This window comes from Companilactobacillus sp. RD055328, assembly GCF_022835675.1.
Lineage (GTDB): Bacteria > Bacillota > Bacilli > Lactobacillales > Lactobacillaceae > BQUT01.
The window spans coordinates 175,913-189,875 of sequence record NZ_BQUT01000001.1 but is presented as its reverse complement, the minus strand read 5'-3'; the positions used below and the strand labels follow the sequence as shown (position 1 = coordinate 189,875).

Annotated in this window: 9 protein-coding genes and 5 tRNA genes; all 14 read left to right on the top strand. The window is 35.5% G+C overall.

Translation table 11 applies throughout. From position 1 onward, the window contains the following. Nucleotides 1-98 precede the first annotated feature (98 nt). The 14 genes from RD055328_RS01045 to RD055328_RS00980 all read left to right on the top strand — a co-directional run bounded on the left by RD055328_RS01045 (nucleotide 99) and on the right by RD055328_RS00980 (nucleotide 13,963). Nucleotides 99-171 (top strand) — tRNA-Val (locus RD055328_RS01045). 2 nt (nucleotides 172-173) lie between these two features. Then, a tRNA-Lys gene (locus RD055328_RS01040) sits at nucleotides 174-246 on the top strand. Nucleotides 247-282: 36 nt separating this feature from the next. Continuing rightward, nucleotides 283-365 (top strand) — tRNA-Leu (locus tag RD055328_RS01035). Nucleotides 366-372: 7 nt separating this feature from the next. Further along, nucleotides 373-445 (top strand) — tRNA-Thr (locus tag RD055328_RS01030). A gap of 133 nt (nucleotides 446-578) precedes the next feature. Further along, nucleotides 579-893, top strand: coding sequence for a helix-turn-helix transcriptional regulator (locus tag RD055328_RS01025; RefSeq protein ID WP_244086973.1), 315 nt, complete (start codon nucleotides 579-581; stop codon nucleotides 891-893). A 3-nt stretch (nucleotides 894-896) separates the two neighbouring features. Then, the gene (gene arsD / locus RD055328_RS01020; protein ID WP_244086972.1) at nucleotides 897-1,244 is read left to right on the top strand and encodes an arsenite efflux transporter metallochaperone ArsD; all 348 of its coding nucleotides are present in this window, start codon (nucleotides 897-899) and stop codon (nucleotides 1,242-1,244) included. 86 nt (nucleotides 1,245-1,330) lie between these two features. Continuing rightward, complete coding sequence (gene arsA, locus RD055328_RS01015) at nucleotides 1,331-3,061, top strand: arsenical pump-driving ATPase (RefSeq protein ID WP_244086971.1); 1,731 nt, start codon at nucleotides 1,331-1,333, stop codon at nucleotides 3,059-3,061. A gap of 30 nt (nucleotides 3,062-3,091) precedes the next feature. Continuing rightward, nucleotides 3,092-4,381 carry an arsenic transporter gene (locus tag RD055328_RS01010; protein ID WP_244087147.1) on the top strand — a complete coding sequence of 430 codons (1,290 nt, stop codon included), beginning with the start codon at nucleotides 3,092-3,094 and terminating at the stop codon, nucleotides 4,379-4,381. Between the two features lie 11 nt (nucleotides 4,382-4,392). Continuing rightward, nucleotides 4,393-4,686 (top strand): hypothetical protein, encoded by a 294-nt coding sequence (locus tag RD055328_RS01005; RefSeq protein ID WP_244086970.1) that lies wholly within the window; start codon nucleotides 4,393-4,395, stop codon nucleotides 4,684-4,686. Nucleotides 4,687-4,825: 139 nt separating this feature from the next. Continuing rightward, complete coding sequence (locus RD055328_RS01000) at nucleotides 4,826-5,872, top strand: 2,3-butanediol dehydrogenase (protein ID WP_244086969.1); 1,047 nt, start codon at nucleotides 4,826-4,828, stop codon at nucleotides 5,870-5,872. 123 nt (nucleotides 5,873-5,995) lie between these two features. After that, a tRNA-Gly gene (locus RD055328_RS00995) sits at nucleotides 5,996-6,066 on the top strand. Between the two features lie 222 nt (nucleotides 6,067-6,288). After that, nucleotides 6,289-7,509 (top strand): MFS transporter, encoded by a 1,221-nt coding sequence (locus RD055328_RS00990; protein ID WP_244086968.1) that lies wholly within the window; start codon nucleotides 6,289-6,291, stop codon nucleotides 7,507-7,509. 125 nt (nucleotides 7,510-7,634) lie between these two features. Beyond that, complete coding sequence (locus RD055328_RS00985; protein ID WP_244086967.1) at nucleotides 7,635-10,118, top strand: ATP-dependent Clp protease ATP-binding subunit; 2,484 nt, start codon at nucleotides 7,635-7,637, stop codon at nucleotides 10,116-10,118. A 221-nt stretch (nucleotides 10,119-10,339) separates the two neighbouring features. Further along, complete coding sequence (locus tag RD055328_RS00980) at nucleotides 10,340-13,963, top strand: DNA-directed RNA polymerase subunit beta (protein ID WP_244086966.1); 3,624 nt, start codon at nucleotides 10,340-10,342, stop codon at nucleotides 13,961-13,963.

The following is a 13,963-nucleotide window of genomic DNA, read 5'->3' as shown; positions in this document are numbered from 1 at the left end:
CCTTGGATATTTTTATTTACACAGAAGTTTATAAAATGTCGTTGACGTTATTGTGGCAAATTGGTAGAATATTTAGGTTACATATTTAAGTAGCTTATGGAGGATTAGCTCAGCTGGGAGAGCATCTGCCTTACAAGCAGAGGGTCACAGGTTCGAGCCCTGTATCCTCCATTGAGCCGTTAGCTCAGCCGGTAGAGCATCTGACTTTTAATCAGAGGGTCGGCAGTTCGAACCTGCCACGGCTCATTGCACAAGAGTGCAGTGAAGAAAAATTGAATACATGCGGGTGTGGCGGAATTGGCAGACGCGCTAGATTTAGGTTCTAGTGTCTTTTGGACGTGAAGGTTCAAGTCCTTTCACCCGTATTAATATGCCGACTTAGCTCAGCTGGCAGAGCACCTGTCTTGTAAACAGGGGGTCGGAGGTTCGAATCCTCTAGTCGGCATTACAGAAAACACTTTAGACATTTGATGTCTAAAGTGTTTTTTTATTTAATTACAAAACGTTTCTTGACAAAGTATTAATGTAAACTTATATTAAACATATAGATGATTATCTATATGATGGAGAATGAATTTATGAACTATGAAAATTATGCAAAAGTTATCAAAGCTATGGCTGATCCTAGCCGTTTAGAAATTATTGATATGCTTTCTAATGGTGAAAAATGTGCCTGTGATATTCTAGAACATTTTAGTTTTTCACAACCAACGTTATCTCATCATATGAAAGTTCTTCAAACTGCAGGAATTGTTGTTTCGAGAAAAGAGAGTAAGTGGCAACACTATACTTTGAACGAATCATTTATTGAAGATTTTAAACAGGAAACAACATCATTACTTAATGGTAATGGTGCAACTAAGGCAACTAATTTTTGTAAAAGAGAGGCGTAACTAATGAAAACTATTGAAATATATGAATCAGCTATGTGTTGTTCAACAGGAGTTTGTGGACCAAGTGTTGATAGCGAATTATTAATGATTACTTCTGTTTTTAAAAATCTAGAAAACTCAACTGATATTGAGGCTAATAGATACAACTTAAGCCAAACGCCAGACGCATTTACTGATAACAAGCTAATTCTTGATGAAATAAAAGATGATGCAGATAAAGTTCTACCAATAACTGTTGTTGACGGTAAAATTGTTAAAAAAGAAAATTATCCAACTCTTGAAGAACTATCAAAATATACTGGGTTAGTCTTTGTTGAAGCGCCAAGTAAAGATAGTGATTGTTGCGGTTAATTAAATATTAGCCATTAGTAATCTAATGGCTATATTTTTTAAACTATACATAGATACTTATCTATATATCGAGGAAGGAATTTACTATGAAAAAGTATTATCCAAATGAGATTGAATTAACACATTATCTATTCTTCACTGGTAAAGGTGGTGTTGGTAAAACAACAACCGCCAGTGCTACTGCTATAACATTAGCTAATAGTGGATACAAGGTTATGATTGCATCGACTGATCCAGCAAGTAACTTGCAAGATGTTTTTAAAACTGAATTAACTAATAAACCTACAGAAATTAAGGAAGTGCCAGGACTATATGCTGCTAATTTTGACCCGGTGGTAGCAGCAGCTGAGTATAAAGAAAGTGTAGTAGCTCCATATCGAGATACTTTGCCAAAATCGGCAATTGAAAATATGGAAGAACAACTTTCAGGTTCTTGTACTGTAGAAATTGCATCTTTTAATGAGTTTGCGAATTTCTTAACTGATGAAAAAATTGATAAAGAATTCGATTATATAATTTTTGATACAGCGCCAACAGGTCATTCATTAAGAATGCTTGAACTTCCTTCAGCTTGGAACGAATATTTGGATGAGAATAATTCTGGTCCTAATTGTTTGGGCCAACTTGCTGGAATGGGCGAGAAAAAAGTAATGTATGAAAAAGCAGTGAAGACATTAAATGATCCAGAAAAGACTACGATGATGATGGTTTCACGTCCACAAAGAGCTTCATTAATCGAAGCCGCAAGAGCGGTATCTGAATTATCAGAAACAGGTATTAATAATCAAAACCTAATAATTAACGGTACACTTAAGAATCCTAATGATGTGGCTTCTCAAGCTATATTTGATCAACAACAAAATGACTTGAAAAATATGCCAGAAATTTTGAAACAGATAACTACTTTTGAAGTTCCGTTGAGACCTTACAATGTAGTCGGAATTGATAAGTTGAATTTGGTATTGCAAGATGAGCAACCAGAAATTCAACTAAAAGAAGTTGAAAAAAATAACTATGAATCATTAGATATGATTGTTAATAATTTAGTTGAATCTGATAAAAAGATCATTTTCACCATGGGTAAAGGTGGCGTTGGTAAAACAACAGTTGCAGTTCAAATAGCTAAGGGCCTTATTAATAAAGGAAAGACTGTACATTTGGCTACTACTGATCCTGCTAATCACTTGAATTTCTTCAAAACTGATGACTCGAAGTTGACAGTTAGTCATATAGATGAAAAACAGGTTTTGAAAGATTATCAAGATGAAGTATTGAGTGAAGCTAAGCAAACAATGAATTCAGATGATGTTGACTACATAGAAGAAGATTTGAAATCTCCTTGTACACAAGAAATTGCTGTATTTAGATCTTTTGCTGAAATCGTGGCACAAGATGATAGTGATGTCGTAGTTATTGATACTGCACCTACTGGTCATACATTGTTGTTATTAGACTCAACACAAAGCTATGCCAAAGAAGTGCAAAGATCATCAGGTGCTGTACCACAAGCAATCGTTGATTTATTACCAAAACTACAAGATCCTAAACAAACTGAAATCATTATGGTAACACTACCTGAAACAACACCGGTTTATGAGTCTACTAGATTGAATGAAGATTTGAACAGAGCATCAATGGCTCATACTTGGTGGGTGGTTAATCAAAGTATGTTAGCAACTAATACTACAAATGCTGAATTACAAGCAAGAGCTCAAAATGAAGTTGAATGGATACAAAAAGTAAAAGAGATATCTGATAATCATTTTGCAGTTATGCCTTGGGAACCAGACTTTGAAAAATCACATTTAAACATATAAAAAAATGAAAGAATAGAATGAATTATGCAAATTATTTTAGCAACCTTAATTTTCTTAGTAACATTGATATTTGTTATTTGGCAACCTAAAGGACTATCAATAGGATGGTCAGCAACAGGAGGAGCAATACTAGCATTACTATTTGGAATTGTTAGTTTTGCTGATATTGGTACCGTAACCGGAATGGTTTGGAATGCGACCCTTTCTTTTGTGGCCATCATCTTAATCTCCTTGATTTTAGATTCAATTGGATTCTTTGAATGGGCAGCATTAAATATGGCACGTTTTGCAAATGGTAGCGGTATAAAAATGTTTGTACTGATCTCAATTTTGGGATCAATAGTCGCAGCATTGTTTGCAAATGATGGAGCTGCCTTGATTTTGACACCGATAGTATTGGCAATGGTAAGAGCTCTTAAGTTTGATGAGAAGAAAATTTTTCCATTCATTATCGCAAGTGGATTCATTGCGGATGCCACATCCCTGCCGTTAGTAGTTAGCAACTTGGTGAACATAGTTTCTGCAGACTTCTTTAACATTACTTTTTCTGAGTATGCTCTTAAGATGATAATTCCTAACTTGTTCTCATTAGTTGCAAGTATTTCCATACTATATATTTATTTCGGGAAGTCTATTCCAAAACGTTATGATATCAGTGCAGTGCCAGATCCAGAATCAGCAATTAAAGATAAAAGATTATTTAAAATATCATGGATTGTTCTGGGAACATTACTAATTGGATATTTCAGTAGCGGCTTCCTTGGTATACCAGTATCATTTATTGCGTTAACTATTGCCGGATTATTCCTAATTAGTGCTTCTAAGAGTGAAGCAGTTAATACTAAGGAAATAGTCAAAGGCGCACCATGGACAATCGTGGTATTTTCAATAGGAATGTACATTGTTGTTTACGGTCTTCAAAATGTTGGATTAACTCAAGTATTATCAGGAGTCATTAACAAATTAGCTGAATCAGGTAGATTTGCTACAACTATGGGAATGGGATTCATTGCTGCAGGATTATCTTCAGTTATGAATAATATGCCAACTGTTATGATAAATGCGCTTTCGATTGACGGTGCTAATGTTTCTGGAATTATTAAAGAAACATTGGTTTATGCTAATGTAATTGGTTCTGATTTGGGACCTAAGATTACACCAATTGGTTCATTAGCTACATTAGTTTGGTTACATGTTTTGGAACAAAAAAATGTCAAAATTCCATGGGGAACTTATTTTAAAATTGGAATAACAATAACTATTCCCGTTCTATTTGTAACGTTATGTGGATTATGGATATCACTAACTATGTTTGGGTGAGGAATATAATTATGAAAGAAATTGATAAAAAATCAGTAAATAATAAAATTGAAATTATTGATAATTTGGTAAAAGATGCAATAAATTCTGAAGATGTTTCTGTAGCGGGAACATTTTTAATCGAAGCTCATAAAGAACTATCAGAATTAGAAATGCATACGAATGATAATAAAATAAATGAGATCTATGAAGAATTTTTAAAATTAAATAAGGTTATTCTGAATGGGTATCTACACACTTATTCGAGAAATTTTGAAAAAATAAATTCTGAATATAATGAATTTAATAAACTTATTACGCAATAAAGAATAAAAAACATAAGGATTATTCCTTATGTTTTTTATTTTTGAAAAATATTATCATTAGCATATTGTAATGAATCAATTTTAAGAATATTATAATCATGTAAGCGGTTACTATAATATTATTTTTGGAGGGATTACTATGAAAGCAGCTGTTTGGCATGGAGTTAAAGACGTTAGAGTTGACGATGTTGAATTGAAACCAATGAAAGACAACGAAGTAGTAGTGAGAGTTGCTTGGACTGGAATTTGTGGAAGTGATTTGCATGAATATCAAGAAGGTCCTGTTTTTATTCCTGTAGAAAAACCCGATGAATTAACAGGAGGATTAGCTCCATTAACAATGGGACATGAGTTCTCTGGGGTTATTGAAAAAATAGGATCAGATGTTACAAAATTCAAAGTGGGCGACCATGTTTCAATTAATCCAACAATAACTAGAAGAAATAGTCCTGATGATGTTGATGTTTATGATGGTTATAGTTTTATTGGATTAAGCTGTGATGGTGGATTTACAGATTTTGTAAACGTACCTGAAGATAATTTGTATATATTACCTGAAGATTTTTCTTTGAAATTGGCAGCTACAATTGAACCAACAGCTGTAGCTATGCAAGCAATCAAAGAAGGTAATGTTCAACCTGGTGACTCTGTAGCCATCTTTGGTTCTGGACCAATTGGAGTTTTGACAGTTGCTGCCGCTAAAGCTCAAGGAGCAAAAGAAATAATTGTTGTAGATCTATCTGAAGTAAGATTAGAAAAAGCTATGGCAATGGGAGCTACACATATAGTTAATCCTAAAGATGGGGATGCTGTTGAACAGATTAAAAAGATTGTTCCTAATGGAGTAGATGAATCATTTGAAGTTGCTGGAGTCCAACCAACATTTGAACAAGCAATTGATTCAACTAGACCTAGAGGAACTATGACAATAATCTCAATTTTTGCAAAACCTATATCATTTAACCCAATGCAATTGATGAATTCTGGAGTTAAGATGACTACCACAATTGCTTATTCAAGAGAAACATTCCAAAAGACTGTTGATTGGATAACAAGTGGGAAACTACAAGTAGAACCTGTAATAACTAAAGAGATTGAACTAGATGCAATCGTAGAAGATGGATTTGAAGCATTAACTAATGACAAATCACAAGCTAAAATTTTAGTAGGTTTTAGTAAAGAATAATTCAAGTAAAAAAATCCTGGTTAAAGAACCGGGATTTTTTATTTGGACAATATTATTTATATGACTTAATGTATAAAAAACTATTGCCGAATAAGTTATCTTGTTTTACACTTAAATAGTAACGCAGGTGTAGTTTAGTGGTAAAACCACAGCCTTCCAAGCTGTTGTCGCGAGTTCGATTCTCGTCACCCGCTTAATCAGAACGTAAGAAAATATAATAAAGTAAAAGTTAGTAAGTCTTTTAAGACTTACTAACTTTTTTATTTTAAGCGTGGTTGAGAGATTAAATCAAATTACAAATATTTATTGAATTATATTGATGATATCCATTGAATCCTATGGGTTTATTATGATAACCTAATATGGAACTAAAATAACAGATGACAGAGAGCATCTTTTTTGGAGGGAAATTGAATATGAAATCTATGACGACGGCGCACAGCCAACATCGGATATCAGGATACCAAGCTAAGGTGGTTGCTTCTACTACTGCGGGATTTGGATTAGAGAATATGGACGTTATGTTTTTGTCCTTTGCTCTATCATCTATCATCGCACAATTTAACTTAAGTAGTATGCAAGCTGGATCAATAGCAACGGTTACTAATATTGGAATGTTGTTAGGTGGCGTCTTTTTTGGTGTCTTAGCGGACAGAATTGGAAGAATTAAAGTATTTACATATACAATTTTTATCTTCGCATTAGCAACTGCAGCCATGGCTTTTGCTAATAGTTTAGTGGCAATATATCTATGTCGATTTATTGCGGGTATTGGAGCCGGTGGTGAATATGGTATCGGAATGACGGTGCTAGCTGAGAGTTTTCCTAAGATGCAATTGGGTAAAGTATCATCGTATGTTGGTATTGCTGGACAAATTGGGGCAATCTTTGCAGCGTTATTGGCAACTTTGATTTTGCCAAGATATGGATGGCATGTATTATTCTTGTTTGGATTATTGCCAGTATTAATTACGTTCTTTATCAGAAACAATTTGGTTGAAAATAAGACTTTCAAAGCTGATAAAAAACAAAAAGGTCAAATCAAAACGTTATTCAAAACTAAGGCATTGGCCTATCAAACTGTAGCTTTGATGATTATGGCTGTTGTTCAAATCGCTGGATACTTTGGGCTGATGAATTGGTTGCCAACAATTATGCAAAAACAATTGAACTTAACGGTGGCCGGATCATCTAGTTGGATGTTATCAACTATCTTTGGAATGTCTCTAGGTATGTTAACGTTTGGTTGGATATTAGATAAGATTGGACCACGTGTTGCTTTTGGAGTTTTCTTAGTTGCTTCAGCTTTAGGAGTATTTTGGCTAACGCTACCAACAAATATGACTTCACTGTTGATTGTAGGAGCTGCGGTAGGTTATTTTTCAAATGGAATGTTTGCCGGATACGGTGCCATAGTTAGTCGTATGTATCCCACAGAAGTTCGCGCAACTGCAAACAACGTTATTATGAATACCGGACGTTGTTTAGGTGGATTTTCTAGTCTAATAATTGGTTGGATATTAGATAACTATTCAACAACAATGGTAATGTTCTTTATTTCAGGATTGTACATTTTAAGTTTAATTGTAATGTTAACAATTAAAAATTTAAGAGCAGTAAATTATTTTAATAATTAAAAAGTTAGAGAAAAATCTTGAGTCCCGATACCGGGACTCTTTTTATTTTGAATTTCTATTAATAAGTTTTATACTGTTGTAACTAATTGGTATAATCTACCTATAATAAACAAGTGAGGCAATTAATGATTAACGAATTTTCTAATAGTGCAAAAAATGTTTTAGCAATTGCGCAACAATCGGCTAAGAAGTTCCGCCACAATGCAGTAGGAACCGAACATATTCTTTTGGGATTATCATTTGAGAACGAAGGAATTGCAGGGATTGTTCTACGTGATATGTCTGTTTTAGCTACTGATATCGAAGAAGAAGTTGAGAGCTTAACTGGTTACGGTATGAAAGATGCCAAGGTTGCTCGCAATGTTGAACTACCTTTTTCAGCTAAGACACGTATGCTTTTACAAAAAGCTCAAGAACAAGCTGATTTCATGCAAGCTAATGAAATCGGAACAGAGCATTTGTTGTTAGCTTTATTAACAAACAGTGATTCGATTGCTAATCGCATTCTTTTGAACCTTGGAATAAGTGTAGCTAAACTAAAAGAACATCTCTTCAATGAAATGGGACTTTCTAAACGTAATCGTAATAGTGCCCAATTCAAAAAAGCGATTCAAGAAGTGTCTAATCAAGATGGTGAAGCAACAACACCAACGCTTGATTCATTAGCAAGAGATTTAACGGAAATTGCAGCTATCGATCAGACTGATCCTGTGGTGGGTCGTCAACAAGAAGTGAAGCGCACAATTCAAATCCTTAGTCGACGCACTAAGAATAATCCAGTACTTGTTGGTGAACCTGGTGTTGGTAAGACAGCGATTGTAGAAGGCTTAGCTCAAGCAATTGTTAAAAAAGAAGTTCCAATTGACATGCAAAACAAACGATTGATGATGCTTGATATGGGATCTCTAGTTGCTGGGACAAAATATCGTGGTGAGTTTGAAGATCGCCTCAAAAAAATCATTAGTGAAGTTTATATGGACGGAGAAGTAATCCTCTTCATCGATGAACTACATACTTTAGTTGGAGCTGGTGGGGCTGAAGGAGCAATTGATGCTTCAAATATCTTGAAACCAGCTCTAGCTCGTGGTGAATTGCAATTAATTGGTGCAACAACACTTGATGAATATCAAAAATATATTGAAAAAGATGCCGCATTAGAACGTCGTTTTGCGACAGTTCGAGTTGAAGAGCCAACTAAAGATGATACATTCAAGATACTTGAAGGATTAAAGACTAATTATGAGAATTTCCATCGCATTTCAATTTCTGATGAAGCTCTAAAAGCTGCGGTTGATTTATCATCAAGATACTTAACTAATCGTTTCTTGCCTGATAAGGCTATTGACCTTGTTGATGAAGCAGCAGCTAAGGTACGTATTAGTGCTGCGAGTGGCTCAAAAGCTAATCGAGTTCAAAAAATTGAAGATGAACTTAAAGCAAAAATTGCTGAAAAGAATGCTGCTTTAGAAAATCAAGATTTCACAGCAGCAGCTACATATCGTCAAGAAGAAAAGAAATTACAATTAAAATTTGATAAGATGAACGATCGCAACGCCAATGGCATTAATGAGAATGTTGTTGTTAGTGAGGAAGATATTGCACAAGTAGTCTCACAATGGACGGGTGTACCCGTTGAACAAATGAGTAAAAAAGAAAGTGAACGTCTAATTAATCTTGAGAACTCTCTTCACAAAAGAGTTGTTGGACAAGATGAAGCTGTTGATGTGGTTTCACGTTCAATTCGCCGAGCTCGTAGTGGTATCAAAGATCCTAATCGTCCAATCGGATCATTTCTATTCCTTGGACCTACTGGAGTTGGTAAGACTGAATTAGCCAAAACATTGGCTACAGAAGTGTTTGGTTCAGAAGATGACATGATTAGAGTTGATATGTCTGAGTTTATGGAACAATATAGTACTTCAAAACTTGTAGGATCAGCACCGGGATATGTAGGTTATGAAGAAGGTGGTCAATTAACTGAAAAAGTTCGTAATCACCCATACTCAGTATTACTTCTAGATGAAGTTGAAAAAGCTCACCCTGATGTATTTAATATCTTGTTACAAGTATTAGATGATGGTTTCTTAACAGATGCTAAAGGTCGCAAGGTCGATTTCAGAAATACAATTATTATCATGACTTCTAACTTAGGAGCAACAAAACTACAAGAAGAAAAAAATGTTGGTTTTGGCGCTCAAAGTGTTTCTGATAACTATGCGGCTATGCAAGCTGCTATTAATGAAGAAGTGAAGAAGTTCTTTAAACCAGAGTTTATTAACCGAATTGATGAAGTAGTTGTCTTTAAGAAACTTGAAAAGACACAATTAAGACAAGTTGTTAAGATTATGGCTAAGACGATAACTAATCGCCTAAAAGAACAAGATATTGCTTTGAAATTCAGCAGTGCGGCCCTTGATGCCATTTCAGAAAAAGGTTTTAGTATTGAATATGGTGCACGTCCTTTACGTCGTGAATTACAAAAACAAGTAGAAGACAAATTAAGTGAGCTTTTATTATCAGGCGAAGTTAATGCACATGACACTGTTTTAGTTGGTGCTAAAAAAGGTGAAATTGAGTTGAAAGTTAAGAAGGCTGAGCCGGTTGTTTAATGGGTTTATCCATTGACAAATAGGTTCAAAAAGTATAGTATATTAAACAGATTTGTAAGCGACGAACTTACTACAATCGCGCCTGATCTATTGTCCAGGGGCGGTAATAAAAAACAAAAGTAGCATGGCTACTTTTGTTTTTTTCTTGCCCAAATTCATAAAAAAGTGAATTTGTAATCAAATTGTAATATTTCGTCAATTTAAAGAAGAGGTGGAAAAATTTGGCACAAGACGTCCAATACGGAAAACGTTCAACTAGACGTAGTTATGCAAGAATCAAAGAAGTTCTTAAACTTCCTAATTTGATTGAAATTCAAACGAATTCTTATCAATGGTTCTTGGATGAAGGACTACGCTCTATGTTTGAAGACATTATGCCTATCCAAGATTTTGCAGGAAATCTTTCATTAGAATATGTCGATTATAAATTGTTAACACCAAAATATACTGTTGGTGAAGCTCGTGATCACGATGCTAACTATTCAGCTCCTTTACACGTTACTTTGAAATTGACTAACCACGAAACTGGTGAAATCAAGTCTCAAGACGTGTTCTTTGGTGATTTCCCACTTATGACTGAAGAAGGAACATTCATTATTAATGGTGCTGAACGAGTTATTGTTTCTCAACTTGTTAGATCACCTGGTGTTTACTTCAATTCAGATACAGATAAGAATAGCCGTGTCACATTTGGAACAACTGTTATTCCTAACCGTGGTGCATGGTTAGAATTTGAAACAGATGCCAAAAATATTTCTTATGTACGTATTGATCGTACAAGAAAACTTCCTATCTCAGAACTTGTTCGTGCTTTAGGATTTGGTTCTGACTCAGATATCTTAGATATGTTTGGTGAAAATGATTCACTTAACTTAACACTTGAAAAAGATGTTCATACAGATACATCTGATTCACGTACAGATGAAGCCTTGAAAGATATCTATGAACGTCTACGTCCAGGTGAACCAAAGACTGCGGACAGTTCAAGATCATTATTCTATGCTCGTTTCTTTGATCCAAAACGTTATGATTTGGCTGAAGTTGGTCGTTACAAGATCAACAAGAAGCTTAACTTACGTACACGTTTGATGGGACAAACATTGGCTGAAACACTTGCAGATCCAGATACAGGTGAAGTTATTTTGGCTAAAGATACTGTTCTTGACCGTGAAGCTATGGATACATTGACTCCATACCTTGAAAAAGAAGACTTCAAAGCTACTACATACCAACCATCAGAAGATGGTGTATTAAGTGATCCTATCACTATGCAAACTATTGAAGTTTACTCAAAAAATGACCCTGAAAAAGTTGTTAAAGTTATGGGTAACGGTCATATCCCAGAAAACGTTAGAACTGTACTTCCTGCAGATATTCTTTCATCAGTTAACTACTTCTTTAACTTACAAGAAGGACTTGGAAATACCGATGATATTGACCATTTGGGTAATCGTCGTATTCGTTCAGTTGGTGAATTATTACAAAACCAATTTAGAATTGGTCTTTCACGTATGGAACGTGTTGTTCGTGAAAGAATGTCAATTCAAGATGTTGAAACAATTACACCTCAACAATTAATTAACATCAGACCAGTTGTAGCTTCTATCAAAGAATTCTTTGGTTCAGCTCAACTATCACAATTCATGGACCAAACAAACCCACTGGGTGAAGTTAACCACAAACGTCGTCTATCAGCTCTTGGACCTGGTGGTTTGACTCGTGATCGTGCCGGATATGAAGTTCGAGACGTTCACTATACTCACTATGGTCGTATGTGTCCTATCGAAACACCCGAAGGTCCTAACATCGGACTTATTAATAACTTGGCTACTTATGCCGTTGTTAATAAATATGGTTTCATTGAAACTCCATATCGTCGTGTTTCATGGAAGACTCACAAGGTTACTGACAAAATCGATTACCTTACAGCCGATGAAGAAGATAACTACATCGTAGCGCAAGCTAACTCATTGCTTAACGATGATGGATCATTTGTTGACAATACAGTTCTTGCTCGTTACAAAGATGAAAATATCGAAACAACAATTGAAAAACTTGATTACATGGACGTTTCTCCTAAGCAAGTTGTTTCTGTTGCAACTGCATGTATTCCTTTCTTGGAAAACGATGACTCAAACCGTGCCTTGATGGGTGCTAACATGCAACGTCAAGCTGTTCCTTTGATCAAACCAGAAGCTCCTATTGTTGGTACTGGTATGGAATACATAGCTGCTCATGACTCAGGTTCAGCTCTTCTTGCTGAAGACGCTGGTGTCGTTGAATATGTTGATGCTAAAGAAATCAGAATCAAAGAAAAATCAGAAACAAGAACATACAAAATCACTAAATTCCGTCGTTCTAACTCAGGTAAGAGTTATAACCAACGTCCTATTGTTGCTAAAGGTGACAAAGTTGACGCTGGAGATATCATTGCCGATGGACCAGCAATGGAAAATGGTGAATTAGCACTAGGTCAAAACCCAGTTATCGCCTTCATGACATGGAATATGTATAACTACGAAGATGCCATTGTTCTTTCAGAAAAAATGGTACGCGATGATAAATATACTTCAATTCATATTGAAGAATATGAATCAGAAGCTCGTGATACAAAACTTGGACCTGAAGAAATAACTCGTGAAATTCCAAACGTCGGTGAAGAAGCTCTTAAAGATCTTGATGAAGACGGAATTATCCGTATTGGTGCCGAAGTAAATGATGGTGACATTTTAGTTGGTAAAGTTACACCTAAGGGTGTTACTGAATTGTCAGCTGAAGAACGTTTGTTACATGCTATCTTTGGTGAAAAAGCTCGTGAAGTTCGTGATACATCACTTCGTGTTCCTCACGGTGGTGGCGGTATCGTTCAAGAAGTTAAGATCTTTACTAGAGAAGCCGGCGACGAATTGAGCCCAGGTGTTAACATGATGGTTCGTGTATACATCGCTCAAAAACGTAAAATCCAAGTTGGTGACAAGATGGCTGGACGTCATGGTAACAAGGGTACTGTTTCAATCGTGGTACCTGAAGAAGATATGCCATTCTTACCAGACGGAACTCCAGTTGATATCCTATTGAACCCAATGGGTGTGCCATCTCGTATGAATATCGGGCAAGTGCTTGAACTTCATTTAGGTATGGCTGCTAAGAACCTTGGAATCAAAGTTGCATCACCTGTTTTTGATGGTGTAAACGATGCTGACCTTTGGGACATTGTTAAAGAAGCTGGTATGGCCTCAGATGCTAAATCAATTCTTTATGATGGACGTACAGGTGAACCATTCCACAACCGTGTTGCTGTAGGAGTTATGTACTACATGAAATTGGCCCACATGGTTGATGATAAGCTACATGCTAGATCAATCGGACCTTACTCACTTGTTACACAACAACCACTTGGTGGTAAAGCACAATTTGGTGGACAAAGATTTGGTGAGATGGAAGTTTGGGCTCTTGAAGCCTATGGTGCTGCTTATACATTGCAAGAAATCTTGACATACAAGTCTGATGATATTGTCGGACGTGTTAAGACTTATGAAGCAATTGTTAAAGGTGAACCAATTCCAAAACCAGGTGTTCCTGAATCATTCCGTGTTCTTGTAAAAGAATTACAAGCACTTGGTCTTGATATGAAAGTTCTTAATGTTGATAAGACTGAAATTGAACTTCGCGATATGGACGATGATGAAGATGTTGTAAACGTTGATGCATTATCTAAGTTTGCTCAAGAACAAGAACAAAAACGTGCTGAAGAAGATGCATTACAAGATGCAACTGATGAAGAAAAACAAAATATTGAAGTAACAGAACCTGTAGTACAAGATTCTGATAATAGTGAAGAATAG

Excerpts from the sequence above, each read along its gene's own strand:
- RD055328_RS00990 (WP_244086968.1), top strand. The coding sequence starts at position 6,289 with ATGAAATCTATGACGACGGCGCACAGCCAACATCGGATATCAGGATAC.
- RD055328_RS01025 (WP_244086973.1), top strand. The coding sequence starts at position 579 with ATGAACTATGAAAATTATGCAAAAGTTATCAAAGCTATGGCTGATCCT.
- arsD (WP_244086972.1), top strand. The coding sequence starts at position 897 with ATGAAAACTATTGAAATATATGAATCAGCTATGTGTTGTTCAACAGGA.
- RD055328_RS01005 (WP_244086970.1), top strand. The coding sequence starts at position 4,393 with ATGAAAGAAATTGATAAAAAATCAGTAAATAATAAAATTGAAATTATT.
- arsA (WP_244086971.1), top strand. The coding sequence starts at position 1,331 with ATGAAAAAGTATTATCCAAATGAGATTGAATTAACACATTATCTATTC.
- RD055328_RS01000 (WP_244086969.1), top strand. The coding sequence starts at position 4,826 with ATGAAAGCAGCTGTTTGGCATGGAGTTAAAGACGTTAGAGTTGACGAT.
- RD055328_RS00985 (WP_244086967.1), top strand. The coding sequence starts at position 7,635 with ATGATTAACGAATTTTCTAATAGTGCAAAAAATGTTTTAGCAATTGCG.